Here is a 26,285-nt window from a genome sequence, read left to right on the forward strand (position 1 = left end):
GCAGGATCTCAGAGCAGCACCACGTCATATTGTTCCTGGGAATACATGGTTTCGACCTGAAAGCGTATGGTGCGGCCAATGAACCCTTCAAGCTCGGCGACGTTACCGGATTCTTCGTCGAGCAAACGGTCCACCACTTTCTGGTTCGCCAGCACCCGGTAACCTTCGGCCTGATAGGCCCGGGCTTCGCGCAGAATCTCGCGGAAAATCTCGTAACAGATGGTTTCCGGGGTCTTCAGCTTGCCACGGCCCTGACAACTGCTGCACGGCTCGCACAGTACTTGCTCAAGACTTTCGCGAGTGCGCTTGCGGGTCATCTGCACCAGGCCCAACTCGGTGATGCCGATGATGTTGGTCTTGGCGTGATCACGTTCGAGCTGTTTTTCCAGCGTACGCAGCACCTGACGCTGATGCTCTTCATCTTCCATGTCGATGAAGTCGATGATGATGATCCCGCCCAGATTGCGCAGGCGCATCTGCCGGGCAATCGCGGTGGCGGCTTCGAGGTTGGTCTTGAAGATGGTTTCTTCGAGATTGCGATGGCCTACAAACGCGCCGGTGTTGACGTCGATGGTGGTCATGGCTTCGGCCGGATCGACCACCAGATAACCGCCGGACTTGAGCGGCACTTTGCGCTCGAGGGCTTTCTGGATTTCATCTTCGACGCCATACAGGTCGAAAATCGGTCGCTCGCCCGGATAGTGTTCCAGCCGATCGGCGATTTCCGGCATCAGTTCGGCGACGAACTGCGTGGTTTTCTGGAAAGTTTCCCGGGAATCGATGCGGATTTTCTCGATCTTCGGGCTGACCAGATCGCGCAAGGTGCGCAGGGCCAGACCGAGGTCTTCGTAGATCACGCTCGGCGCGCCGATGGTCTGGATCTGCGCATTGATCTGATCCCACAGACGGCGCAGGTAGCGGATGTCCATGAGGATCTCATCGGCCCCGGCACCTTCGGCGGCGGTACGCAGGATGAAGCCTCCGGCCTCCTTGATCCCTTCCTTGGCCACACAATCGCTGACCACCTGCTTGAGGCGCTCGCGCTCGGCTTCGTCTTCGATTTTCAGGGAAATGCCGACGTGGGCGGTGCGCGGCATGTACACCAGATAGCGCGACGGAATCGACAACTGCGTGGTCAGCCGCGCACCTTTCGAGCCGATCGGGTCCTTGGTCACCTGCACCACCAGGCTCTGACCTTCGTGCACCAGCGCGCTGATGCTTTCCACCGCTGGGCCTTCGCGCAAAGAAATTTCCGAGGCATGAATGAACGCGGCGCGATCCAGACCAATGTCGACGAATGCCGCCTGCATGCCCGGCAGCACCCGGACAATCTTGCCCTTATAGATGTTGCCGACGATCCCGCGTTTTTGCGTGCGCTCGACGTGGACTTCTTGCAGCACACCGTTTTCGACCACCGCCACGCGCGATTCCATCGGCGTGATGTTGATCAGAATCTCTTCACTCATGGCAGGGTCTCGTTCAGGCATGTTCACGATAATGGCCGCATCTTGATTCGTACGACGCTCATTGCGCGTTCAGGTTTTGCCAACAGGGTATGCCGAAATGGCCCAACAGTTCTGCGGTTTCGCAAACCGGCAGCCCGACCACTGCCGAATAGCTGCCATTGAGCCCGGCGACAAACACCGCGCCGAGGCCCTGAATACCATAACCGCCGGCCTTGTCCCGGGGTTCACCACTGGCCCAGTAGGCCGCAGCCTCTTCGCGGCTGATCGGGCGGAACCGCACCAGACTGCGCACCACACGCGACTCACAGCGCTCGCCTTCGAGCACGGCGATGGCGGTCAGCACTTCATGCTCCTTGCCGGACAACATCATCAGCATGGCGCATGCATCGGCTTCGTCCACCGGTTTGCCAAGAATTTTGCCATCGAGCACCACGGCGGTGTCCGCGCCCAGAACGCAAAACGCCGCGTCGGACACCAGCGTGCGTCGACCGGCCTCGGCCTTGCCGCGCGCCAGGCGTTCGACATAGGCCGAGGGCGATTCTTCGGGAAGCGGGGTTTCATCGATGCCCGCACTGATGGCGGAGAACGGCACGCCGATCTGCGCGAGCAACTCACGCCGACGCGGCGAACCAGAGGCGAGGTAAAGCGGCTTCATCAAGACATCTCCCTTGTCGAGGTGCGGGCACATGCCTGACCGAATCAGTTGATTTTGTAGCGCCGGCGCAATCCACGCAAAGCGAAGCTGACCCAAGGCCAGAGCAAGGCACTGACCAATGCCGGCAATACCAGCGCCAGAGTCGGCTGTCGATTGCCGGTCAAGGCGCTGAGCCACAATTGAACGAGTTGAGCGAGGCCGAAGATCACCAGGATCACCAGGCATTGCTGCCACATCGGGAACATCCGCAGACGCTGCTGCAACGACAGCACGAGGAAGGTGATCAGCGTCAGGATCAAGGCATTCTGACCAAGCAGATCGCCCTGCAGCACGTCTTCGGCCAGCCCCAGGCAGAACGCGGTGACCATGCCGACCGTATGCGGCATGTACAACGCCCAGAAGGTCAGCAGCAAGGCCAGCCACAGCGGGCGCAGGATTTCCATGAACATCGGCAGAGGTGAAACACTCAGCAGGATGCCGACGACAAACGTCAGCCAGACAATCCAGCCGTTACGCGAAGCAGTAGCCCCGACCATTATTCTTGCCTCCCGGTATTGGCCGGCGCAGTGGCGGGCGGTTTCGCCGCCGGTCGCGCAGCCGGATGGGATGCTGGCGGCTTGCTCGCCGCCGCTGGCTTGGCCGCAGGTTTGGCCGGCGTAGTGCTGGCCGCAGCAGCTGGAGCTGGAGCGGCGGCTGCAGCTGGCGTTGCCGCCGCCGGTGGGTTGACGACTTTCGGCACCGTGGCCGGAAGCATCGGGCCACCGCCCTGCGCATCAAGATTTTCCTGGGCCTGCGCCGCATCGTTGGCACGCTCTTCGGCGGTGCGGTTGTCGCTGAATACCAGCAGCAGGTAACGGCTGCGATTCAGCGCCGCGGTCGGCACCGCACGGACAATCGCGAACGGCTGGCCGGAGTCGTGAATGACTTCCTTGACCGTCGCCACCGGATAACCGGCCGGGAAGCGCTGACCGAGGCCGGAGCTGACCAGCAGATCGCCTTCCTTGATGTCGGCGGTATCAGCAACATGCCGCAGCTCCAGACGTTCCGGGTTGCCGGTGCCGCTGGCAATCGCCCGCAGACCGTTACGGTTCACCTGGACAGGAATGCTGTGAGTGGTGTCGGTCAGCAGCAGCACCCGGGAGGTGTACGGCATCAACTCGACCACCTGGCCCATCAGACCGCGCGCATCGAGCACCGGCTGACCGAGCACCACGCCATCGCGCTCACCTTTATTGATGATGATGCGATGGGTGAAGGGATTGGGGTCCATACCGATCAACTCGGCCACTTCGACCTTTTCGTTGACCAGTGCGGAGGAATTGAGCAACTCGCGCAGCCGCACGTTCTGCTCGGTAAGGGCGGCAAGCTTCTGCATGCGCCCCTGCAACAGCAGGTTCTCGGTCTTGAGTTTTTCGTTTTCGGCGACAAGCTCGGTGCGGCTGCCGAACTGACTGGCGATCCCTTCCCACAGCCGTCCGGGCAGGTCGGTGATCCAGTAGGCGTCCATCAACACCAGCGACGCTTGTTTGCGCGCGGGTTTGAGCAGGTCGAAGCGGGCATCGACCACCATCAGCGCGACCGACAGCACGGCCAGCACCAACAGGCGCACACCCAACGAAGGGCCTTTGGCGAAAAGCGGTTTAATAAGCCGCTCCTCCCAGGCAAATGTTCTGTTTATTCATACGGCATCAAACCGGCCTGGATGAAGACTGACAGAAGATAAACGCCAACAGGCAGCACTGCAAAGTGCTGCCTGCGCGCTCACCCACGTATTGCAAACCGGCGCTTATTCGCTGGAGAGCAGGTCCATGGTGTGCTTGTCCATCATTTCCAATGCACGGCCACCGCCGCGAGCAACGCAGGTCAGCGGATCTTCGGCAACGATCACCGGCAGACCGGTTTCCTGGGCCAGCAACTTGTCGAGGTCACGCAGCAGCGCGCCACCACCGGTCAGCACCAGGCCACGCTCGGCGATGTCGGAAGCCAGTTCCGGCGGCGATTGCTCCAGCGCGCTTTTCACCGCCTGAACGATAGTGGCCAGGGACTCTTGCAGAGCTTCCAGCACTTCGTTGGAGTTCAGGGTGAATGCACGTGGAACGCCTTCGGCCAGGTTGCGACCGCGAACGTCGACTTCGCGAACTTCGCCGCCCGGGTAGGCCGTACCGATTTCCTGCTTGATGCGCTCGGCAGTCGATTCACCGATCAGGCTGCCGTAGTTGCGGCGCACGTAGGTGATGATCGCTTCGTCGAAGCGGTCGCCGCCCACGCGGACGGATTCGGCATAGACCACACCGTTCAGGGAGATCAGTGCGATTTCAGTGGTACCACCACCGATATCGACGACCATCGAACCGCGCGCTTCTTCAACCGGCAGGCCGGCACCGATCGCAGCAGCCATTGGCTCTTCGATCAGGAACACTTCACGGGCACCGGCACCGAGGGCCGATTCACGGATGGCACGACGCTCAACCTGGGTGGACTTGCATGGAACGCAGATCAGCACACGAGGGCTGGGCTGCAGAAAGCTGTTTTCGTGAACCTTGTTGATAAAGTATTGCAGCATCTTTTCGCAGACGCTGAAGTCGGCGATCACGCCGTCCTTCATCGGACGAATGGCAGCAATGTTGCCCGGCGTACGGCCGAGCATGCGCTTGGCTTCGGTGCCGACAGCAACGACACTTTTCTGGTTACCGTGTGTCCGAATGGCCACAACCGATGGCTCATTCAGGACGATACCGCGCTCGCGCACGTAAATAAGGGTGTTGGCAGTGCCCAGGTCAATGGAAAGATCGCTGGAAAACATGCCACGCAGTTTCTTGAACATGGGAAAGGGACCCTAGGCAACGCGTGGGTAAAAAAGTGCGGCAAACTCTAACAACGACAGGGATTTTGGGCAAGGCGCCAATATGTTAAATTGGCCGCTTTTCTGTGCACCAAGCCCCACAATCGCGGCCTTATGACCGTAGAAGTGCGGTAGTGTTCCGACAATCTAACACACGGACGCCGTCCGTTCTGTTTTCCACTGGAGAATCCCGATGGCGCTAGAACGCTCCGACGTGGAAAAAATCGCACATCTGGCCTGCCTTGGCCTCAATGATGCCGATCTTCCGCACATTACTTCCGCCCTCAACAGCATTCTCGGGCTGGTCGACGAAATGCAGGCCGTCGATACCGACGGTATCGAGCCTTTGGCCCACCCGCTGGAAGCCAGTCAGCGCCTGCGCGCCGACGTCGTGACCGAGACCAATCACCGCGAGGCCTATCAGTCCATCGCACCAGCGGTCGAAAACGGCCTGTATCTGGTTCCGAAAGTCATCGACTAAAGGGAAAGAGCCTGCAATGCATCAAATGACTCTGGCCGAGATCGCCCGCGGTCTCGCCGATAAAAAGTTTTCCTCCGAAGAGCTGACCAAAGTCCTGCTGGCGCGTATTACCCAGCTCGATCCGCAGCTCAACAGTTTCATCAGCCTCACCGAAGAGCTGGCACTCGAGCAGGCGAAAGCCGCCGACGCGCGCCGGGCCAACGGTGAGAGCGGCGCCCTGCTCGGCGCGCCGATCGCCCACAAGGACCTGTTCTGCACCCAGGGCATCCGCACCAGCTGCGGCTCGAAGATGCTCGACAACTTCAAAGCGCCGTACGATGCCACCGTGGTTGCGAAACTGGCCGCTGCCGGCGCCGTGACCCTGGGCAAGACCAACATGGACGAATTCGCCATGGGTTCGGCCAACGAGTCGAGCTGGTACGGCGCGGTGAAAAACCCGTGGAACCTGGAACACGTGCCGGGCGGTTCGTCCGGGGGTTCGGCCGCCGCGGTTGCCGCTCGTCTATTGCCGGCGGCCACGGCCACCGATACCGGTGGTTCCATCCGTCAGCCCGCCGCGTTCACCAACCTCACCGGCCTGAAACCGACCTACGGTCGTGTTTCGCGCTGGGGCATGATCGCTTACGCCTCCAGCCTCGATCAGGGCGGCCCTCTGGCGCGCACTGCCGAAGACTGCGCAATTTTGTTGCAAGGTATGGCCGGGTTCGACCAGAACGACTCCACCAGCATCGATGAGCCGGTTCCGGATTACTCCGCCAGCCTCAACACCTCGCTGCAGGGCCTGCGCATCGGCGTGCCGAAGGAATACTTCAGCCCCGGTCTCGACCCGCGCATCGCCGAACTGATCCAGAACAGCATCCAGGAGCTGCAGAAGCTCGGTGCGGTGATCAAGGAAATCAGCCTGCCGAACATGCAGCACGCGATTCCTGCGTACTACGTGATCGCCCCGGCCGAAGCTTCCTCGAACCTGTCGCGTTTCGACGGCGTGCGCTTCGGCCATCGCTGCGAGAACCCGGAAAACCTGATCGATCTGTACAAGCGTTCCCGCGGCGAAGGTTTCGGGCCGGAAGTGCAGCGCCGGATCATGGTCGGCGCCTACGCGCTGTCCGCCGGTTACTACGACGCCTACTACCTGAAAGCGCAGAAGATCCGCCGTCTGGTGAAGAACGACTTCATGGCGGCCTTTAATGAAGTCGACATCATCCTCGGCCCAACTACGCCGAACCCGGCCTGGAAGCTCGGCGCGAAGAATAGCGACCCGGTCGCTGCCTATCTGGAAGACGTCTACACCATCACCGCCAACCTCGCGGGCCTGCCGGGCCTGTCAATGCCGGCCGGCTTTGTCGACGGTCTGCCGGTGGGCGTGCAGTTGCTCGCGCCGTATTTCCAGGAAGGCCGTTTGCTCAACGTTGCCCACCAGTATCAGTTACACACTGACTGGCACACCCGCACCCCGCAGGGGTTTTGAAACTGCTGCGCTCGGTAATGCTGCGTTGAAAACTGGCTCGTAATGCTCATTGACTAAAGTCAACTCCGCTTACTCGCCAGTTTTCGCCTTGCCTTACCTTCGCTCGCGACGTTTCAAAATCCCCAGCAAAAGGCTAGGAGACACACATGCAATGGGAAGTCGTGATCGGGCTGGAGATTCACACTCAGCTCACTACCCGGTCGAAAATCTTTTCCGGTAGTTCCACCCAGTTCGGCTCCGAGCCGAACACCCAGGCCAGCCTGATCGACCTGGGCATGCCCGGCGTATTGCCGGTGCTGAACCAGGAAGCGGTGCGCATGGCGGTGATGTTCGGTCTGGCGATTGACGCCGAGATCGGTCAGCACAACGTGTTCGCCCGTAAAAACTACTTCTACCCGGACCTGCCGAAGGGCTACCAGATCAGCCAGATGGAGTTGCCGATTGTCGGCAAGGGCCACCTGGACATCGCCCTGGAAGACGGCACCGTCAAACGTGTCGGCATCACCCGCGCGCACCTGGAAGAAGACGCCGGCAAGAGCCTGCACGAAGAGTTCAACGGTGCCACCGGCATCGACCTGAACCGTGCCGGCACGCCGCTGCTGGAAATCGTTTCCGAGCCGGACATGCGCAGCGCCAAGGAAGCCGTGGCTTACGTCAAGGCGATCCACGCGCTGGTGCGTTACCTGGGCATCTGTGACGGCAATATGGCCGAAGGCTCGCTGCGTTGCGACTGCAACGTCTCGGTACGGCCGAAAGGCCAGGTCGAGTTCGGCACCCGCTGCGAGATCAAGAACGTCAACTCGTTCCGTTTCATCGAGAAGGCGATCAACTCGGAGATCCAGCGGCAGATCGAGCTGATCGAAGACGGCGGCAAAGTGATCCAGCAGACCCGTCTGTACGATCCGAACAAGGACGAGACCCGTCCGATGCGCTCCAAAGAGGAAGCCAACGACTACCGTTACTTCCCCGATCCGGACCTGCTGCCGGTGGTCATCGAAGAGTCGTTCCTCGGCGAGGTGCGCGCCACCCTGCCGGAACTGCCCCCGCAAAAACGCGAGCGCTTCCAGAGCCAGTTCGGTCTGTCGGCGTACGACGCCAACGTGCTGGCCACCAGCCGTGAGCAAGCGGATTACTTCGAGAAAGTCGCAGCCATCGGCGGCGACGCCAAACTGGCGGCGAACTGGGTGATGGTCGAGTTGGGCAGCCTGCTCAACAAGCAAGGCCTGGACATCGACGAATCGCCGGTTTCCGCTGAACTGTTGGGCGGCATGTTGCAGCGCATCAAGGACAACACCATCTCCGGCAAGATCGCCAAAGTGGTGTTCGAAGCGATGGCCAACGGCGAAGGCACGGCGGACGAGATCATCGACAAGCGCGGTCTCAAGCAAGTGACCGACACCGGCGCGATCTCCGCGGTACTGGACGAAATGCTCGCGGCCAACGCCGAGCAGGTCGAGCAATACCGTGCGGCAGACGAAGCCAAACGCGGCAAGATGTTCGGCTTCTTTGTCGGTCAGGCCATGAAGGCCTCGAAAGGCAAAGCCAACCCGCAGCAAGTGAACGAACTGCTGAAAAGCAAGCTCGAAGGCTGATGCAAATGGAGCCAGCATTTGTTACTGGCTCTGATCCCCTGTGGCGAGGGAGCTTGCTCCCGCTGGTCTGCGCAGCAGACCCAAGTCGGCATCCGCACTTTTTCAGAAAGAATGCGGTTGCTGGTTTTGCGACCGCTTCGCGGCCGAGCGGGAGCAAGCTCCCTCGCCACAATTATTCTGGGAGCTTTCGAATGAAACGCCTGCTCGGCGCCTGCGCCCTGCTCTCCTTGCTCGCCGGTTGCGCCAGCAACGACATCATCGACCCGCACGGTTACGACCAGACCGGCGTCGCCTCCTATTACGGTGCCAAACACCACGGTAAACGCACCGCCAGTGGCGAGCCGTTCAACCAGCATTCCCTGACCGCCGCCCACCGCCAATTGCCATTCGGCACACGGGTGAAGGTCACCAACCTGAAAAACGACAAATCCTGCGTTGTGCGCATCAATGATCGCGGCCCGCACACCCGTGGCCGCTTGATCGATGTCTCGCACGAGGCTGCCGAACGCCTCGGCATGCTCGGCAGCGGCACGGCGCGGGTGCGCATACAGGCCCTCGACGACTGATGGAGCGCTGACCATTTTTGCTCTAGCCGACTTACCACTGATCAACGTGATCGAGTTGCTCAGCGGCCTGATCCTGCTGATCCTCGGCGCCGAACTGATGGTGCGCGCCGCCGTACGTCTCGCCGCGCGCCTGCATGTGCGACCGCTGATCATCGGCCTGACCATCGTCGCCCTCGGCAGCAGCGCCCCACAGATGGCGGTCAGCCTGCAAGCGACCCTGGCGCACAACCCCGACATCGCCGTCGGCAGTGTGATCGGCAGCAGCATCTTCAACATCCTCATGACCCTCGGCCTGTCGGCGCTGATCATTCCGCTGCGGGTGTCGCGGCAACTGGTGCGCCTGGACATTCCGCTGATGATCGGCGCCAGCCTGCTGGTGTTCGTCCTCGCTTGGAATGAACAGATCGGTCGCTTCGACGGTGTCCTGCTACTCGCGGCACTGGCGTTGTATCTGGGCCTGCTGCTGCGCCAGTCGCGGCACTCGGCGCGCCCGCATTCGGAATGGCCGCAAACCCCGCAGGCACCGTGGTTCAGCAGTCTGCTGATGATCGTTGTCGGCCTGGCGCTGTTGGTGTTCGCCGGACATTTACTGCTCGGTGCTGCGGTGGCGGTGGCGACCGATCTGGGCTTCTCCGAACGGGTGATCGGCCTGACGGTGGTTGCGGTCGGCACCTCGCTGCCGGAACTCGCCACCTCGCTGATCGCCGCATTGCGCGGACAACGCGATATTGCCGTGGGCAACGTGATTGGTGCCAACCTGTTCAACCTGCTCGGGGTACTCGGGGTCACTGCATTGATCGCACCGACGCCGTTGTCGGTCTCGCCCAACGCACTGGATTTCGACTTGCCGGTAATGCTCGGCGTCGCCGCGCTGTGCCTGCCGGTGTTCTATTCCGGCTACCGTGTGACCCGCGCCGAAGGTTTGTTGCTGCTCGGTTTGTACGCGGCTTACGGGCTGCACGTGGTGTCGTTCACCACCGGCATGCCGCTGGCCGGCAAACTGGAAAAACTGATGCTGTTCTACGTGCTGCCGACGCTGCTGGCGTTTCTGTTGTTCACGTCCGTACGCGCCTGGCACCGCCAACACCACAAGAGGGATGTGCCATGACCGATTCGCAGAAAACCGGGGTTGAAATCCGCCGTCAGGTAATGGGCGATGCGTTCGTTGATCGCGCGCTGGGCAACGCCACCGAATTCACTCAGCCGTTGCAGGACTTCGTCAATGAACACGCCTGGGGCGGCGTGTGGAATCGCGAAGGTCTGCCGCTGAAAACCCGCAGCCTGATCACCCTGGCTGCGCTGACCGCGTTGAAGTGCCCGCAGGAATTGAAAGGCCACGTGCGGGGTGCGCTGAACAATGGCTGCACCGTAGAAGAAATCCGCGAGGCGTTGCTGCATTGCGCGGTGTATGCCGGGGTGCCGGCGGCGATTGATGCGTTTCGTGCGGCGCAGGAAGTGATCGACAGTTACCAGAAAAGCTGAAAGATCGCGGCCTGCGGCAGCTCCTACAGGAGAACGCATCCCAATGTAGGAGCTGCCGCAGGCTGCGATCTTTTGATCTGCTTTAAATCCACCCACCCCACTGCAACAGAAAGATCCCGATATTGGTGGTCACCGCCGCCATCAGCGTGGTCAGCACAATGATCGCCGCTGCCAGCTCATGATTGCCCTGCGCCGCCCGGGCCATGACGAAACTGGCCGCCGCCGTCGGGCTGCCGAAGTACAGAAACAGAATTCCCAGCTCCGCCCCGCGAAAACCCCACAGCCACGCACCGAGGGTTGCCAGCACCGGCAGACCGACCATCTTCAGCAGGCTGGAGCTGAGTGCCATGCTGCCGCTCTGACGCAGCGCCGCCAGTGACAGCGTGCCACCAATGCAGATCAGCGCCAGCGGCAACGTGGTTTGCGCCAGATACTGGCCGGAGGTTTCCAGCCAGCCCGGCAGGCTGATCTTGAACCAGGCAAACGGCGCCGCCGCAATCACGCTGACGATCAACGGATTGCTGAACACGCTTTTGCAGATGCTCCACGGATCGGACTTGATCACCGGGCTGTACACCGCCAGCACGATGGTCGACAGGGTGTTGTAGAACAGGATCACCAGCGCCGCGAGAATCGCCCCGAGGGAAATCCCGTAATCGCCGTACATGCTCGCCGCCAGCGCCAGACCGATCACCCCGTTGTTGCCGCGAAACGCGCCCTGGGTGTAGATGCCGCGATCCTCGCGCGTACACTTGATGATCGCCCAGCCCCAGGCCAGAGCAAAACTCACCAGCGTCGCAACCGCAAAATAGATCAGCAGCGCCGGTTGCAACGCGGCATGCAGGTCCGCATGCAGGATCCCTAGAAACAGCAGCGCCGGCATGCTGACGTTGAACACCAGCGCCGAGGCGGTGTGGATGAAGTTGTCGTTGATCCAGTCGATGCGCTTGAGCAACACCCCGAGGAACAGCATGGCAAACACCGGCGCGGTGATGTTCAGGGTTTCGAGGAAGATTGCCAGCATGCCGGGAGGAGCCTTTGAGTGAGCGTCGTCAGGGCTTAATGATAAGCCAAAAGCTTGAAAAGCCCCTCACCCTAACCCTCTCCCGGAGGGAGAGGGGACTGACTGAGGTGTGGTGCGTCATACATCGACCTGCAATACCGAGTCGACTATGGATTCGGCAAAGCATTTTCAGGTCGGTGTATTACTAAAATATTCCCGGATCGGCCCCTCTCTCCCTCCGGGAGAGGGGGCTGACTGAGGTGTGGTGCGTCATACATCGACCTGCAATACCGAGTCGACTATGGATTCGGCAAAGCATTTTCAGGTCGGTGTATTACTAAAATATTCCCGGATCGGCCCCTCTCTCCCTCCGGGAGAGGGGGCTGACTGAGGTGTGGTGCGTCATACATCGACCTGCAATACCGAGTCGACTATGGATTCGGCAAAGCATTTTCAGGTCGGTGTATTACTAAAATATTCCCGGATCGGCCCCCTCTCCCTCCGGGAGAGGGTTGGGGTGAGGGTAGCTTTTGCCCCACAAACCATCAGGTAATCGGCGCCGGATTGAACAACGTGATGTCGTTATGCAGCTTGTGCTTCTCCGCCCAGGTCTGTTGCTTGCCGCTCGCCACATCCAGGTAGTAGTGGAACAACTCCCAGCCCAACTCCTCGATGGTCGCGCGCCCGGTGGCGATCCGTCCGGCATCGATGTCGATCAGGTCCGGCCAGCGCTGCGCCAATTCCGTACGCGTTGAGACCTTCACCACCGGCGCCATCGCCAAACCATACGGCGTACCCCGCCCGGTGGTGAACACATGCAGGTTCATCCCCGCTGCCAACTGCAAGGTGCCGCAGACAAAATCACTGGCCGGGGTCGCGCAGAAAATCAAACCCTTCTGCTTGAAACGCTCGCCCGGGCCGAGCACGCCATTGATCGCGCTGCTGCCGGATTTGACGATCGAACCCAGCGACTTCTCGACAATGTTCGACAACCCGCCCTTCTTGTTGCCCGGCGTGGTGTTGGCGCTGCGATCCGCCTCACCCTTGGCCAGATAACGGTCGTACCAGTCCATCTCGCGCACCAGTTCCTGCGCCACGGTCTTGGTCTCGGCACGAGAGGTCAGCAGGTAAATTGCATCGCGCACTTCGGTGACTTCGGAAAACATCACCGTCGCTCCGGCGCGCAGCAGCAGGTCCGAGGCGTAACCCAGCGCCGGGTTGGCGGTGATTCCGGAGAACGCATCGCTACCGCCGCACTGCATGCCGAGGATCAGCTCGGAGGCCGGCACGGTTTCGCGGCGGCGCTGATCGAGCTTCTTCAAACGGGTCTCGGCCAGCGCCATGATCTGCTCGATCATCTCGGTGAAGCCGTGACTGGAATCCTGCAGGCGATACAGCCAGGGCTCGCTCAAGTCGACCGAGGCATCGTCCTCGTGCATCACCTGCCCGGCCTGCAATTTCTCGCAGCCCAAGCTGATCACCAGCGCTTCGCCACCCAGGTTCGGGTTGCGCGCCAGGTTGCGCACGGTGCGGATCGGGATGTAGGCATCGGTGGCGGTGATCGCCACGCCGCAGCCGTAACTGTGGGTCAACGCCACCACGTCATCGACGTGCGGATACTTCGGCAGCAACTCGTCCTTGATGCGTTTCACCGCGTGATCGAGCACGCCGGTGACGCACTGCACGGTGGTGGTGATCCCGAGGATATTGCGCGTACCGACGGTGCCGTCGGCGTTGCGGTAACCCTCGAAGGTGAAGCCTTCCAGCGGAGCCTGCGCGGCCGGCACTTCGGTGGACAGCGGCAGGCTGTCCAGCGGCGGCGCAGTCGGCATGCGCAGTTGATCTTCCTTGACCCAGCTGCCACGCGGGATCGGCTGCAACGCGTAGCCGATGGTCTGGCCGTAGCGAATCACCTGGCCGCCCTCGGGAATATCCTCGAGGGTGACCTTGTGGCTCTGCGGCACAAAATCCACAGTCACCAGACCGTCCGGAAACTCGGTGCCGGCCGGTACGCCCTGGTCGTTGACCACAATCACTACGTTGTCCCGCTCGTGCAGGCGGATGTAGCGCGGCGAGTCGGAATGTTCAATCAACTGCATGACGCCGCTCCTCAGGAATGCGCTTGAGACAATTTGCCGGTGATTTCAGAACCACCGTTGGTTGGCGGCTCTTTGAGCACCACACGTTTGATCGGGCCGACGATCACCAGGTAGCTGAACACCGCGACCAGTGCGTTGGCACCGACGAACACCAGCGCCCACTTGAACGAACCGGTGGAACTGATGATGTAGCCAATCACGATCGGCGTGGTGATCGAAGCGATGTTGCCGAAGGTGTTGAACAGGCCACCACTCAAACCGGCGATCTGTTTCGGCGAGGTGTCGGAGACGACTGCCCAACCCAACGCGCCCACGCCTTTGCCGAAGAATGCCAGGGCCATGAAGCCGACCACCATCCATTCAACGTCAACATAGTTGCAGGCAACGATACTGCTGGACACCAGCAGACCGGCGATGATCGGCGCCTTGCGGGCGAAGGTCAGCGAATGGCCCTTGCGCAGCAAGTAATCGGAAATCACCCCGCCCAGCACGCCACCGATGAAGCCGCAGATCGCCGGCAACGAGGCGATGAAACCGGCCTTGAGAATGGTCATGCCGCGCTCCTGCACCAGGTACACCGGGAACCAGGTCAGGAAGAAATAGGTGATGCCGTTGATGCAGTACTGGCCCAGATACACGCCGAGCATCATGCGGTTGGTCAGCAACTGGCGGATGTAATCCCATTTCGGGCCGTCGGCTTTTTTGCCTTGCTTGACGTCCATGTCGACCATGCCACCGTTGTCGGCGATGAACTGCACTTCGGCTTCGTTGGCCAGCGGATGTTGACGCGGGCTATGGATAACCTTGAGCCAGATCCCCGAGAAGACGATGCCGAACACGCCCATGACGATGAATACGTGTTCCCAGCCGAAGGTGTAGACGATCCAGCCCATCAGCGGTGCGAACAGCACGGTGGCGAAGTATTGCGCCGAGTTGAAGATCGCCGAGGCGGTACCGCGCTCAGCGGTCGGGAACCAGGCAGCGACAATCCGTGCGTTACCGGGGAACGACGGCGCCTCGGCCAGCCCCACCAGAAAGCGCAGCATGAACAGCGCAACGATCGCCGTGGACATGCCGAATTCACCGACAAAGCCTTGCAGCACGGTGAACAGCGACCAGCAGAAAATGCTCAGGGCGTAGACTTTTTTCGAGCCGAAGCGATCGAGCAGCCAGCCACCGGGAATCTGCCCGGCGACGTAGGCCCAACCGAAAGCGGAGAAGATATAACCGAGGGTGACCGCGTCGATGCCGAGGTCTTTTTGCAGGCTGGAACCGGCGATGGCGATGGTCGCGCGGTCGGCGTAGTTGATCGTGGTCACCAGAAACAGCATGAGCAGGATCAAATAGCGGACGTGAGTCGGCTTGGACGATTGCATGTAGATGTACTCCCACTGATTATTTTTATGCGCGGGTGAATCTTCTTTGGTGTTGCTTTTGTGGGAGCTGGCTTGCCAGCGATGGCATCACCGCGGCACGAGGGCATATCGCGTCGTCCGCATCGCTGGCAAGCCAGCTCCCACAGGTATTGCGTGTATCAGGAACCGATGTAGGCGGTCTTCACCACGGTGTAGAACTCTTGTGCATAGCGGCCTTGCTCACGTGAGCCATAGGATGAACCCTTACGGCCACCGAACGGAACGTGGTAATCGACACCGGCGGTCGGCAGGTTGACCATCACCATCCCGGCCTGCGAATGGCGCTTGAAGTGGTTGGCGTACTTCAGCGACGTGGTGGCAATACCGGCGGACAAACCGAACTCGGTGTCGTTGGCCATCGCCAGCGCCGCCTCGTAATCGGCCACGCGAACGACGTTGGCCACCGGGCCGAAGATCTCTTCACGGCTGATGCGCATCGACGCCTCGCTGTCGGCAAACAGCGTTGGCGCGAGGAAGTAGCCTTCGGTGTCGCAGGTCACCAGACCACCGCCGCTGACCAGACGTGCACCTTCGGACTGGCCGATGTCGATGTACTTCATGTCCTGTTCCAGTTGCGCCTGGGAAACCACCGGGCCGACGTCGGTGCCGGACTTCAGCGCGTGGCCAACCTTGATCGACTGCATGCGCTCGGCCATCGCTTCGACGAATTTGTCGTGAATCCCGGCGGTGACGATCAAGCGGCTCGACGCCGTGCAACGCTGGCCGGTGGAGTAGAACGCGCTCTGCACCGACAGCTCGACCGCTTGCTTGAGGTCGGCGTCGTCGAGAATGATCTGCGGGTTCTTGCCGCCCATTTCCAGTTGCACCTTGGCCTGGCGCGACACGCAATTAACGGCGATCTGCCGACCTACGCCGACCGAACCGGTGAAGCTGATGCCTTCGACTTTTGGGCTGTTGACCAGCGCTTCGCCGACCACCCGACCGCTGCCCATCACCAGATTGAACACGCCGGCCGGGAAGCCTGCGCGGGAAATGATTTCCGCCAGCGCCCAGGCACAGCCCGGCACCAGATCGGCAGGCTTGAGCACCACGCAGTTGCCGTAGGCCAGCGCCGGAGCGATCTTCCAGGCCGGAATCGCAATCGGGAAATTCCACGGTGTGATCAGGCCGACCACACCGAGGGCTTCGCGGGTCACTTCGACGTTGACGCCCGGGCGCACCGACGGCACGTAGTCGCCGGACAGACGCAGGCATTCACCGGCGAAAAACTTGAAGATGTTGCCGGCGCGGGTCACTTCGCCAATGGCTTCGGGCAGGGTCTTGCCCTCTTCCCGGGCCAGCAGGGTGCCGAGTTCTTCGCGACGGGCGAGGATTTCCGTGCCGACTTTATCCAACGCATCGTGACGGGCCTGAATGCCCGACACCGACCAGGCCGGGAACGCCGCGCGGGCCGCATCGATGGCGGCGTTAACCTGAGCCAGGTCAGCCTTGGCGTAGTCGCCGATGGTGTCGCTCAACTCGGACGGGTTGATGTTGGCCGAGTAATCGGCACCGGCGACCCATTCACCGTTGATGTAGTTGTCGTAACGCTTGGAATCAGCCACAGAAAATTCTCCTCTCTACGCAAAAGCCGCTGATTGCTCAGCGGCCTTGTGGGTCGGTGTTTATTGCGCGCCTTGCTTGTCGATCAGCGCGGCGAGCATTTCGAATTCTTCGCCGGTCAGGTCGGTCAGCGGCGCCCGCACCGGGCCTGCGTCATAGCCGGCAATTTTGGCCCCGGCTTTGACGATGCTCACGGCGTAACCGGCCTTGCGGTTGCGGATGTCGAGGTACGGCAGGAAAAAGTCGTCGATGATCTTGGCGACGGTGGCGTGATCGTCGCGGGCGATCGCGTGGTAGAAGTCCATCGCGGTTTTCGGGATGAAGTTGAACACCGCCGACGAGTAGACCGGCACGCCGAGGGCCTTGTAGGCAGCGGCGTAGACTTCGGCGGTCGGCAGGCCGCCGAGGTAGCTGAAGCGATCGCCGAGGCGACGACGGATCGACACCATCAGCTCGATATCACCCAGACCGTCCTTGTAGCCGATCAGATTCGGGCAGCGTTCGGCCAGACGTTCCAGCAGTGCTGCGTTCAAGCGGCAGACGTTGCGGTTGTAGACCACCACGCCGATGTTCACCGATTTGCACACCGCTTCAACGTGGGCGGCAACGCCGTCCTGGCTGGCTTCGGTCAGGTAGTGCGGCAGCAGCAGCAGGCCTTTGGCGCCCAGACGCTCGGCTTCCTGTGCGTATTCGATGGCCTGACGGGTCGAGCCGCCGACACCGGCCAGGATCGGCACGCTGCTGGCGCAGGTATCGACCGCCGTCTTGATGATTTCCGAGTATTCGCTGGCGGCCAGGGAGAAGAATTCACCGGTGCCGCCCGCTGCGAACAGTGCCGACGCGCCGTACGGGGCCAGCCATTCAAGACGCTTGATGTAGCCGGCGCGATGGAAGTCGCCCTGGGCGTTGAAATCGGTCACCGGGAACGACAGCAGACCGGCGGAGAGAATGGACTTCAGTTCTTGTGGATTCATTTTTTCGAACACCCTGGGTAACAACGTTTCTTGTGAGTTTTATGGTTCAGCCAGCGCTGAAGTTGTAAGTCATCGTACAACTTAAAAGACAACCGTCAACTGCATTTCATCGTCGCCCGGAGCGTTTTGTCGGACAGGATTGTTTCTTGACGTAGGAAATATCTGGTCTAGGCTCGATTAGACTGTATATACATACAGCTAAAAATAAATCCACCGACGACATATCAAGGAGAAAGAAATGTCCGGACTGCACCCGAAACCACAAGAAAGGCCCCAACCGGTCGTCGCCCGATTCGATGATCTTTTCAACGTAAATGGCATCCACTTCAACGCTGACAATCCGCATCTGCTGCTGCATATTGCCGACGCCCACAGCGATGTCGAACCGGCCACCGCCCTCCCCGGCAAAGCCTTGAGCATTCGACCGCCACTGCGCTTCGAAGGCGCTGAACACACGGCCATCGGCGATAACACCTTGCTGCGCTTCAGCGAAAACGCCGAACCGATTCGTGCGCAAAACCTACCCTTGCACTTGCCCAACGGCCTTGCGCTGACCTACGGCCAGGTGGTGGCGCTGGCTGGAGATTTCTACGGCGTGGTCGATCGACCGATCAACGAAGGCGCTACCCCGGCCGATCGCCTGAACCGCTTCAGCGCCGCATTCGACTCCCTCGCCGTGCTCCCGGCCTCCCGCGCCGAAGCGACGCAGATTCTCGCGATCATGCAAAAAGAGGTCGACGCGGTTAAACAGGCGATCAAGGACGGTAAACAACCCCACGAAGCCTACGATGCGTTAGGAGATACGTTGTCTGAAGAGTGGAACAAGGCAACCGGCGGCGGCAGTTTTGTCTCCGCGCTGTTTCCCCTCGGGCGTTACCTGAAACTGGCGGCGAACAACGCCGATCACTTCGGCGAATGGGCCAGACTGGCCTACATCGCCGGGCACACCGCCGCCCTGCAAACCGCCGTCGCCGCTCGTACCCATCACGATGTGCAGCAACTGGAACGGGCCTACGCGATGAACGCATTTGCCGACCACTTCCTCACCGACCTGTTCTCTGCCGGCCACCTGCGGGTGCCGCGCAAGGAAATGGCGGCAGTGGTCACCCCGAGCGACCTCGGCTCGCTGGTCACCCGCTTCATGCACGACGAGGACAGCAAATTCGGCCTCAAGGTGCGCAACGCCCACGGCGATCAATGGCGCGCCTACGGCGACAAGCGCTATTTCGACGCCAGCGACGCGGACAACCGCGCCCAGGTCAATCTGGCGGTGCAGGCCTCGGCGGATGAAATCTTTGCCGCTTACCTCAGCGGCGACGTGCCCGCCCCGTCGGCCTTCGCTGCCCTGCAACGGCTGCCCGACCTGACGGCAGTGCTGAATCTTTCCAGCAATTTCTCGCCGCTGTTCCGCGTCGAGGGCGGCAAGGTGTTGCGGCGCAAAGATGTGAACAACCTCAACGACACCGCCACCATCGATGACTGGTGGGGCTGGAGCACCTACCTGCTGCTCAAGGACTACCACCCGACGGGCAACGTCAATCAAGGAGAATGAGCATGACGATCACATTGAAACTGGAACTGGCATCGGGGCAGTCGCTGCAAGGTGCGCCATTGGAGTTGCTGGCGGATGGCAAGCCAATTGCGCGGGGGGTTATGGATCAATCAGGCGAGGTGGCGTTTGTTGCCAAACCGGGGAAAGCGCAACTGGCGGTGCGGGTGGATCGCTCGATATTGCCGCGCTGAATTCACCGCCCTCATCGCTGGCAAGCCAGCTCCCACAGTGATTGATGCCGTACACGAAATCCGCTTCAACATAGGAACCTGTGGGAGCTGGCTTGCCAGCGATGGCGGTGTGTCAGGCGCGAACAGACTGCCAGACACTCACCCGCGCTGCGCCTGCGCCTCTTCATGCGCCTGACGCAACCGCTCGCGGCTGTTGGTCAAATGCAGACGCATTGCCGCCCGCGCCGCATCGGAATCCTGGCGGGCAATCGCCTCGTAGATTTCCTCGTGCTCACGGCTCAGGCGGTTCATGTAATGCTGCTGATCATCATGGGCCAGGCGCGCCGAATTCAGCCGCGTACGCGGAATGATGCTGGTGCCCAGGTGGGTCATGATGTCGGTGAAATAGCGGTTGCCGGTGGACAGGGCGATTTCCAGGTGGAAGGCGAAGTCCGAGGCCACCGCATCGCTGGCGTGGGCCACGCTGTCGTTCAGTGCATCGAGGGCGGCGCGCATGGTCGCCAGTTGTTCGGGGCTGCGGCGCTGCGCGGCAAGGCCGGCGGACTCCACTTCCAGGCTGATGCGCAATTCGAGAATCGCCAGCACGTCACGCAAAGTGACGACGGTCGCCGGGTCGATGCGAAAGCCACTGGGGCTCGGCGTATCCAGCACAAACGTGCCGATGCCGTGGCGGGTTTCCACCTGGCCGGCGGCCTGCAACCGGGAAATCGCCTCGCGCACCACCGTGCGACTGACGCCGTGCTCCTGCATGATCGCCGACTCGGTGGGCAACTTATCGCCGCGCTTGAGCAGACCGTCGCGGATCTGCTCGGTCAGCACCGTCACCAGCTCCTGGGCCAGGCTGCGGCGCTTGCGCGGGAGGCGTGGGGTGTCGATCGGGTTTTCCATGGTCAACGTCTGGTCTCGAAAATTCGGCATGGTTCGCATCATAGCGCAGGCGGGTTGTACGATCACTCGTCACAAACCTCCCCTGTAGGAGCTGCCGCAGGCTGCGATCTTTTGATCTTCAAAAACAACATCAAAAGATCGCAGCCTGCGGCAGCTCCTACAGAGGGGGTCAGGCGGTCACGGCCTGTTCCACCAGATGCCCGCTGTCGATCCGCACATGCCGTGGATGGAAGCGTTTCAGGCTGCTGCGGTGACCGACGCTGACGATGCTCAGCCCCGGCAACTGATCGATCAGCGCCTGATACAGCGTCGCCTCATCCTCTTCATCCATCGCCGACGTCGCTTCGTCCATGTACAGCCATTGCGGCGCGTAAAGCATGGCGCGGGCGAAGGCCAAGCGTTGCTGCTCACCCGGCGAGAGCATACGCTGCCAGTGATTGGCTTCGTCCAGACGCGCAACCAGATGCGGCAGACGGCAAATCTCCAGCACCTGCGCGTAACGCTCCGGCGCGTAAGTGTCGCCCGGTTGTGGATAACTCAAGGCTTCGCGCAGGGTGCCAATTGGCAAATAGGGTTTCTGCGGCAGGAACAGATAACGCGCCGCCGGCAAGCGGATGTTACCGTGGCCTGCCGGCCACAAATGCCCCATCGCCCGCAGCAACGTGGACTTGCCGCTGCCGGAACGACCGCTGAGCATCACCCGCTCGCCCGGTTCCACAGTCATGTCGGCATTGGTCAGCAGATGACGACCATCAGCCAAGTCCAGGCCAAGGTTGTGCACTTTGAGTTCGCTGCCCTGATTCTGCACATCGATGGCCGGAACGCGCTCTTCGTTATCGGTCATGGCCTGCCGGAAACTCAGCAGACGATCACAAGTGGCGCGCCAGGACGCGAGGCTCTGATACGCACTGATAAACCAGCTGAAACTCTCCTGGACGTTGCCGAATGCCGAGCTGATTTGCATCAGTTCGCCCAGTTCGATCTTGCCGGCGAGGTAACGCGGCGAGGCCACGATAAACGGGAAGATGATGGCCGCCTGGCTGTAACCGGCAGTGAAGAACGTCAGGCGCTTGGACACTTTCATGATGTCCCAGAAGTTGTGCCAGACATTGCCGAAGCGCCCGCTCAAACGGCGGTTCTCGTTCGGCTCGCCGTTGTACAACGCAATGCTTTCGGCATTTTCACGAATCCGCACCATGGAAAAACGCAGGTCGGCTTCGAAGCGTTGTTGTTGGTTGTTCAGGCCGATCAGGCGACGACCGATCAAATGTGTCAGCCAGCTGCCCACCACGGCGTAGACCAGCACGCACCAGAACATGTAGCCGGGAATGGTGATGCCATAGACTTCGATGCTGCCCGACACGCCCCACAGAATGATCGAGAACGACACCAGACTGACGATATTGCGCAGCAGGCCGATCCCCAGCTCAAGGGTATTGGAGGTGAAGTTGTTGAGGTCTTCGGAAATCCGCTGGTCCGGGTTATCGGTATAACCGCCCTGCTCCAGCTGGTAGTAATTCTTGTCGGCGAGCCAACGGGAGAAATGCTTTTCGGTGAGCCAGGCCCGCCAGCGAATCGTCAGCATCTGGGTCAGATACAGCCGATACACGGCACCGATAATCGCCACCGCCGCAATGCCGCAAAAATACAGAATCAGCTGCCAGAATGCCGCTTCATCTTTCTTCTGCAGCGCGTTGTAGAAGTCCTTGTACCAGGTGTTGAACCACACCGAGATACCCACGCTCAGCAGCGAGAGTGCGATCACCGCAATCAGCAGCGTCCAGGCCTTGCCCTTCTCTTCACTGCGCCAGTAAGGCGTGATGATCGCCCACACCTTGCGAAAAAACTGCCCGCGCACAGCATCGTTGACCGCGGAATATTCAGCGTTCTGATTCATGGAAAAGGCTCGATAAAGAAAAGAACAGACACGCACCGATCATAGATGATCGGTGCGCGTTATCGCGAGAGCTGGCGATGGCCGTTCAGCGCAAGTTCAACGACGAACCGGGCGCTTCTGCAGTTTGCGCTGCAGGGTGCGGCGGTGCATGCCCAGGGCGCGGGCAGTGGCGGAAATGTTGCCTTCGTGCTCGGTCAGCACGCGCTGGATGTGCTCCCACTGCAAGCGGTCAACCGACATCGGGTTTTCCGGCACCAGGCTGTCGAGGTCGGCGTGCTCGGAGAGCAGCGCGGCCAGTACGTCGTCGGCGTCGGCCGGTTTGCACAGGTAGTTGCAGGCGCCGCGCTTGATCGCTTCGACCGCGGTGGCAATGCTCGAATAACCGGTGAGGATCACCACGCGCATTTCCGGGTCCAGCTCCAGCAGCTTGGGCAGCAGCACCAGGCCGGAGTCGCCGTCCATTTTCAGGTCCAGCGCGGCATAGTCCGGCAGGTCGGCCTGGGCGATGGTCAGGCCTTCTTCGGCGGAACCGGCGGTGCTGACGCGAAAGCCACGGCGGGCCATGGCACGGGCCATCACTCGGGTGAAGGTCGCGTCGTCGTCGACCAGCAGCAAATGCGGCAGTTCTTCGCCTTCGACTTGGATTTCGTCACTCATGTTGGTCTCCTCGGGCGCCGTGGGGCAGGCGCAGCTCGGTGAGCGTGCCGCCTTCCTCATGACTATAGAGTTTCACTGAGCCGCCGGCGCGTGTCACGCTGGCCTTGCTCAAAAACAGGCCCAGGCCGAAACCTTTGCCCTTGGTGGTAAAAAACGGTTTGCCGATCTGCTCGGCGATGGCCAGCGGCACACCGGCGCCGTGGTCACGAATGCTGATGGTCACGGTTTCCGCATCCCAGTCCAGTGTCACCTGGAGATTTTCCGGGCAGGCGTCGGCGGCATTGTTCAACAGATTGAGCAGCGCCTGGGTCAGATCCGGTGGCGGCGCCATGCGCGGCATGGTGCCCTGGCCGAGACGCTGGAAGCGATAACTGGCCTCGGGGCGCATCAGGTGCCAGCGGTTCAGTGCCTCGTCGAGCCACTGAGTGACGTCTTGCATTTCTACGGCCAGACGCCGGTTGGCTTCGGCGGCGCGCACCAACTGCTGCAAGGTTTCCTTGCAGAGTTTGACCTGATCCTGCAGCACCTTCAGATCGTCCTGCAGCATCGGGTCGGGATGATCCTGCTGCATCTCCTTGAGCAACACACTCATGGTCGCCAGCGGTGTGCCGAGTTCATGGGCGGCGCCGGCTGCCTGGGTGGCGACGGCGAGCAATTGCTGATCGCGCAGGCCTTCTTCACGACGAATCGCGCGCAATTCCTCCTGACGACGCAGCTCTTCGGCCATGCGCGCAGCGAAGAACGTGATGACCGCAGCAGCGAGGGCGAAGCTTAACCACATGCCGTAAATCTGCAGGTTCTCGCGGGCCACCGGCAGGGTTTCCAGCGGATAGAAACGCGTGAGCATCACGGTGTACAGCGCCAGCGCGATACCCGACAGAATCACCGAATAACGCCACGGCAGCGTCACCGCCGCGATGGTCAGCGGCACCAGATAGTAGGAAACGAACGGGTTGGTCGAACCGCCGGAGAAATACAGCAGCGCACTGTGGATCACCAGATCGCAGGCCAGTTGCAGCGCGTATTCGAGTTCGGTCACCGGCCATGAAGTGCGCAGACGCACGGCGGTGAACACGCACAGCAGAATCGAGCAGCCGAGGGTCATCGCCAGTTGCACCCACGGCAACGGCAGCAGTTGCAGCCAGTAGGCCAGGCCGACAGAACCGGCCTGCGCGGCGAGCACCAGGGTGCGGATGAAAGTCAGCCGCCAGAGGTTCTGGCGAGTGGCGGAAGTCAGTTGTACGGGGGCGAGCATGAGCTCTCCTGATGAGCGCTCCAGGCGGATCGCACGGAGTATAACCAAGCCGCGCCTTTGAGAGGCGAAAGTGCGGCAAATGACCACATGGCGTTGCCGGAAAATTGGTCTACCCCGCACGGCTGCCACAGATCAACTGTGGCGAGGGAGCTTGCTCCCGCTCGGCTGCGAAGCAGTCGTAAATCCGGTATCTCCGGTATTCCTGGCAGATCACGGTTGCCGGGTTTGGGACTGCTTCGCAGTCCAGCGGGAGCAAGCTCCCTCGCCACAAGAGCGCACTCGACTCAGGATCGGCGGTGAGCCGGACGCATCTGTATAGAAGTTGTAACTGGGCGAACCGGATCGCAGAAGCTAGAGTCTGATGGTTTCACGCAGGGACGAACCAACACCTGCGCATTATTCAAGGAGCCTTCATGCACACCTTTCGCCGCAGCGCCGCCCTTCTCGCCCTGACCGTCGGCAGCATCGCCAGCCTTCCGGCGCTGGCCGCCGATGAGCTGCACTACAACCAGATTTCCCTGCGCGCCGAAGTCAGCCAGGAAGTGGCCCGCGACCTGATGATCGTGACGCTCTACACCGAAGCGCAAAACACCGACCCGGCCAAACTCGCCGCCGACGTCAGCACCACCATGAACAAGGCACTGGCCCAGGCCAAGCAAGTCAAGGACATCACCCTGCGCCAGGGCAGCCGCAACAGCTACCCGATCTACGACACCAAGGGCCAGAAAATCACCGGCTGGCGTGAACGCGCCGAACTGCGCCTGGAAAGCGCCGACTTCGCCGCCCTGTCCAAACTCACCGGCGAACTGCTGACCGACCTGAAAATGGGCGGCATGGACTTCGCCATCGCCGAGCCGACCCGCAAGGCCAGCGAAGACAAACTGTTGAAAGAAGCCGTCAGCGCCTTCAAGGCCCGCGCCCAATTGGCTACCGATGCCCTGGGAGGTAAGGGCTACAAAATCGTCAACCTGAACCTCAACAGCAACGGCTACCCACAACCGTACATGCGCGCCCCGATGATGATGAAAGCCGCCGGCATGGCGGATTCGGCACCGGTCACGCCAGAAGTTGAAGCCGGCACCAGCCAGGTCAGCCTGACGGCGGATGGCTCGATTGAAGTGCTGATGCAGTGAGTTGATGTGGGCTGAATGAAAAGCCGGCGATCAGTGAATGATCGCCGGTTTTTTTGTGCCCCGATTTTGTGTTGTTTGATCTGCCGTCATCGCTGGCAAGCCAAGCTCCCACAAAGTCATGCGCCAATTTCAAAGTCGGCAAAAACCTGTGGGAGCTGGCTTGCCAGCGATGAACGATGACGCGGTCTCAAGCCTGCGGATCAACCCGATCCAGCGCCCGATTCACCGCCAGTTCAGCCAGCATGATGATCTGCTGAATCGCCAGCGCCGTGTTGCGCTGCGGACGACTGAGCTGATCGGCGAAATCACTGGCCATGGTGTTGGCCGACGCCAGGGATTCACAAGCGTGGGCCAGCAGACTTTCCGTGTCGATGCCCGGATGGACGAGGAACATCGAACTGGGTGGACGCGGTTTTGTGGCTTCGGGGCTGAGGTAGAAATCGAGGGCGCGTTTTATGGCTTCGCGGTTTTTTGCGAGGTCTTCGGCGTGGAGGGCTTCGGTGAGTGGGGTTGTTTCTGGAGGTGGATCGGGGACAGGCTTGGACATTGATAGCGTTCCTAATCAATAGCCATTCACTCGCCGTTTCTCACGCGGCGGAGTGGTGGCAGCAATGTGCGGGGTGAGAAACCGGTAGGAACAAGCCCGGCCGGACCGAAGCCCGCCCGCACACAGCCGCCATAGAACATTGCAGCAGCAGAAATGCCGGCGGCAATTATGGTGGTACTGATTGTGGATTAACAGTTCCCACGGGTTCTCACACCCGATCGCTGAGTTTTCAGCGACAGCTCAAGGCTAGAGAGCTGACGTCCGAGGGACAACCTGAAAACCTTGTGGGAAGGTTCTGGTTATCCCACACACCTTTAAACACAACCCCAGTCCCTGTAGGAGCTGCCGAAGGCTCGGGCCGCGTTCGGACGATCTTTTGACTTTGGCTCTCACAACTCAAAAGCAAGATCAAAAGATCGCAGCTTTCGGCAGCTCCTACAGGAAGATCGGGTTTATTCAGTTGGAGACCGGTCGGCTGTCAGGCCGCCATCGCTGGCAAGCCAGCTCCCACAGAAGAGCAAAAGCGAACCGCGTCCGCTTCTCACCACTCAATGGCCGA

General features: G+C 60.9%; 24 protein-coding genes. 9 read left to right on the plus strand and 15 right to left on the minus strand.

Annotated features, from left to right (window positions below):
* Window positions 1-8 precede the first annotated feature (8 nt).
* The 5 genes from rng to mreB all read right to left on the minus strand — a co-directional run bounded on the left by rng (window position 9) and on the right by mreB (window position 4,945).
* Window positions 9-1,466, minus strand: a complete 1,458-nt coding sequence (rng, locus tag ACU680_RS09825) for a ribonuclease G (RefSeq protein WP_007961585.1) — start codon at window positions 1,464-1,466, stop codon at window positions 9-11.
* A gap of 58 nt (window positions 1,467-1,524) precedes the next feature.
* Window positions 1,525-2,121, minus strand: coding sequence for a Maf family protein (locus tag ACU680_RS09830; protein WP_448179326.1), 597 nt, complete (start codon window positions 2,119-2,121; stop codon window positions 1,525-1,527).
* 44 nt (window positions 2,122-2,165) lie between these two features.
* Window positions 2,166-2,657: a rod shape-determining protein MreD gene (gene mreD, locus ACU680_RS09835; RefSeq protein ID WP_007961576.1), complete on the minus strand. Its 492-nt coding sequence runs from the start codon at window positions 2,655-2,657 to the stop codon at window positions 2,166-2,168.
* On the minus strand, window positions 2,657-3,766 hold the full coding sequence (mreC, locus tag ACU680_RS09840; RefSeq protein WP_400764731.1) for a rod shape-determining protein MreC: 1,110 nt from the start codon (window positions 3,764-3,766) through the stop codon (window positions 2,657-2,659). The genes mreD and mreC overlap by 1 nt, the downstream gene beginning before the upstream one ends.
* Before the next feature lie 141 nt (window positions 3,767-3,907).
* Window positions 3,908-4,945: a rod shape-determining protein MreB gene (gene mreB, locus ACU680_RS09845; protein WP_002555108.1), complete on the minus strand. Its 1,038-nt coding sequence runs from the start codon at window positions 4,943-4,945 to the stop codon at window positions 3,908-3,910.
* 211 nt (window positions 4,946-5,156) lie between these two features.
* Here mreB and gatC point away from each other — a divergent pair, with 211 nt between their 5' ends.
* From gatC to ACU680_RS09875, 6 genes are all read left to right on the plus strand, one after another.
* Complete coding sequence (gene gatC / locus ACU680_RS09850) at window positions 5,157-5,444, plus strand: Asp-tRNA(Asn)/Glu-tRNA(Gln) amidotransferase subunit GatC (RefSeq protein ID WP_003221657.1); 288 nt, start codon at window positions 5,157-5,159, stop codon at window positions 5,442-5,444.
* Between the two features lie 16 nt (window positions 5,445-5,460).
* Complete coding sequence (gene gatA / locus ACU680_RS09855) at window positions 5,461-6,912, plus strand: Asp-tRNA(Asn)/Glu-tRNA(Gln) amidotransferase subunit GatA (RefSeq protein ID WP_448179327.1); 1,452 nt, start codon at window positions 5,461-5,463, stop codon at window positions 6,910-6,912.
* A gap of 146 nt (window positions 6,913-7,058) precedes the next feature.
* Window positions 7,059-8,504 (plus strand): Asp-tRNA(Asn)/Glu-tRNA(Gln) amidotransferase subunit GatB, encoded by a 1,446-nt coding sequence (gene gatB / locus ACU680_RS09860; protein ID WP_003221653.1) that lies wholly within the window; start codon window positions 7,059-7,061, stop codon window positions 8,502-8,504.
* Window positions 8,505-8,695: 191 nt separating this feature from the next.
* Complete coding sequence (locus ACU680_RS09865) at window positions 8,696-9,070, plus strand: septal ring lytic transglycosylase RlpA family protein (RefSeq protein WP_448179328.1); 375 nt, start codon at window positions 8,696-8,698, stop codon at window positions 9,068-9,070.
* Window positions 9,071-9,116: 46 nt separating this feature from the next.
* Window positions 9,117-10,178 carry a calcium/sodium antiporter gene (locus tag ACU680_RS09870; RefSeq protein ID WP_448179329.1) on the plus strand — a complete coding sequence of 354 codons (1,062 nt, stop codon included), beginning with the start codon at window positions 9,117-9,119 and terminating at the stop codon, window positions 10,176-10,178.
* The gene (locus ACU680_RS09875; RefSeq protein ID WP_367083103.1) at window positions 10,175-10,552 is read left to right on the plus strand and encodes a carboxymuconolactone decarboxylase family protein; all 378 of its coding nucleotides are present in this window, start codon (window positions 10,175-10,177) and stop codon (window positions 10,550-10,552) included. The genes ACU680_RS09870 and ACU680_RS09875 overlap by 4 nt, the downstream gene beginning before the upstream one ends.
* An 82-nt stretch (window positions 10,553-10,634) precedes the next feature.
* Here ACU680_RS09875 and ACU680_RS09880 read toward each other — a convergent pair whose 3' ends face one another.
* From ACU680_RS09880 to kdgD, 5 genes are all read right to left on the minus strand, one after another.
* Window positions 10,635-11,576, minus strand: coding sequence for an AEC family transporter (locus ACU680_RS09880; RefSeq protein ID WP_448179330.1), 942 nt, complete (start codon window positions 11,574-11,576; stop codon window positions 10,635-10,637).
* A gap of 524 nt (window positions 11,577-12,100) precedes the next feature.
* On the minus strand, window positions 12,101-13,654 hold the full coding sequence (gene garD / locus ACU680_RS09885; protein WP_448179331.1) for a galactarate dehydratase: 1,554 nt from the start codon (window positions 13,652-13,654) through the stop codon (window positions 12,101-12,103).
* 11 nt (window positions 13,655-13,665) lie between these two features.
* A complete protein-coding gene (locus ACU680_RS09890) occupies window positions 13,666-15,030 on the minus strand; it encodes an MFS transporter (RefSeq protein WP_007966088.1) in 1,365 nt (454 codons plus the stop codon).
* Between the two features lie 158 nt (window positions 15,031-15,188).
* Window positions 15,189-16,634, minus strand: coding sequence for an aldehyde dehydrogenase family protein (locus ACU680_RS09895; RefSeq protein ID WP_448179332.1), 1,446 nt, complete (start codon window positions 16,632-16,634; stop codon window positions 15,189-15,191).
* Between the two features lie 60 nt (window positions 16,635-16,694).
* On the minus strand, window positions 16,695-17,606 hold the full coding sequence (kdgD, locus tag ACU680_RS09900; protein ID WP_007966086.1) for a 5-dehydro-4-deoxyglucarate dehydratase: 912 nt from the start codon (window positions 17,604-17,606) through the stop codon (window positions 16,695-16,697).
* 238 nt (window positions 17,607-17,844) lie between these two features.
* Between kdgD and ACU680_RS09905 the strand changes: the two genes are divergently transcribed.
* Together ACU680_RS09905 and ACU680_RS09910 are read left to right on the plus strand one after the other, a co-directional pair.
* The gene (locus ACU680_RS09905) at window positions 17,845-19,158 is read left to right on the plus strand and encodes a phospholipase (protein WP_448179333.1); all 1,314 of its coding nucleotides are present in this window, start codon (window positions 17,845-17,847) and stop codon (window positions 19,156-19,158) included.
* Window positions 19,159-19,160: 2 nt separating this feature from the next.
* Complete coding sequence (locus tag ACU680_RS09910; protein WP_448179334.1) at window positions 19,161-19,349, plus strand: hypothetical protein; 189 nt, start codon at window positions 19,161-19,163, stop codon at window positions 19,347-19,349.
* Window positions 19,350-19,487: 138 nt separating this feature from the next.
* Here the strand turns inward: ACU680_RS09910 and ACU680_RS09915 are convergent, their stop codons facing one another.
* The 4 genes from ACU680_RS09915 to ACU680_RS09930 form a co-directional block, all read right to left on the minus strand.
* Window positions 19,488-20,237, minus strand: a complete 750-nt coding sequence (locus ACU680_RS09915; RefSeq protein WP_024164483.1) for a FadR/GntR family transcriptional regulator — start codon at window positions 20,235-20,237, stop codon at window positions 19,488-19,490.
* A gap of 169 nt (window positions 20,238-20,406) precedes the next feature.
* Window positions 20,407-22,134: an ABC transporter ATP-binding protein/permease gene (locus tag ACU680_RS09920; RefSeq protein WP_448179335.1), complete on the minus strand. Its 1,728-nt coding sequence runs from the start codon at window positions 22,132-22,134 to the stop codon at window positions 20,407-20,409.
* A 96-nt stretch (window positions 22,135-22,230) separates the two neighbouring features.
* Window positions 22,231-22,791, minus strand: a complete 561-nt coding sequence (locus tag ACU680_RS09925) for a response regulator transcription factor (protein WP_003221630.1) — start codon at window positions 22,789-22,791, stop codon at window positions 22,231-22,233.
* Window positions 22,784-24,046: an ATP-binding protein gene (locus tag ACU680_RS09930; RefSeq protein WP_448179336.1), complete on the minus strand. Its 1,263-nt coding sequence runs from the start codon at window positions 24,044-24,046 to the stop codon at window positions 22,784-22,786. Before ACU680_RS09930 ends, ACU680_RS09925 begins: the two co-directional genes overlap by 8 nt.
* A gap of 413 nt (window positions 24,047-24,459) precedes the next feature.
* On the opposite strand from ACU680_RS09930, the gene ACU680_RS09935 reads away from it, so the two are divergent.
* The gene (locus tag ACU680_RS09935; RefSeq protein ID WP_027610819.1) at window positions 24,460-25,179 is read left to right on the plus strand and encodes an SIMPL domain-containing protein; all 720 of its coding nucleotides are present in this window, start codon (window positions 24,460-24,462) and stop codon (window positions 25,177-25,179) included.
* A 187-nt stretch (window positions 25,180-25,366) separates the two neighbouring features.
* On the opposite strand, the gene ACU680_RS09940 is transcribed toward ACU680_RS09935, so the two are convergent.
* On the minus strand, window positions 25,367-25,726 hold the full coding sequence (locus ACU680_RS09940; protein ID WP_007968936.1) for a DUF6124 family protein: 360 nt from the start codon (window positions 25,724-25,726) through the stop codon (window positions 25,367-25,369).
* Window positions 25,727-26,285 lie beyond the last annotated feature (559 nt).

Source organism: Pseudomonas sp. LF020 (genome assembly GCF_053456425.1).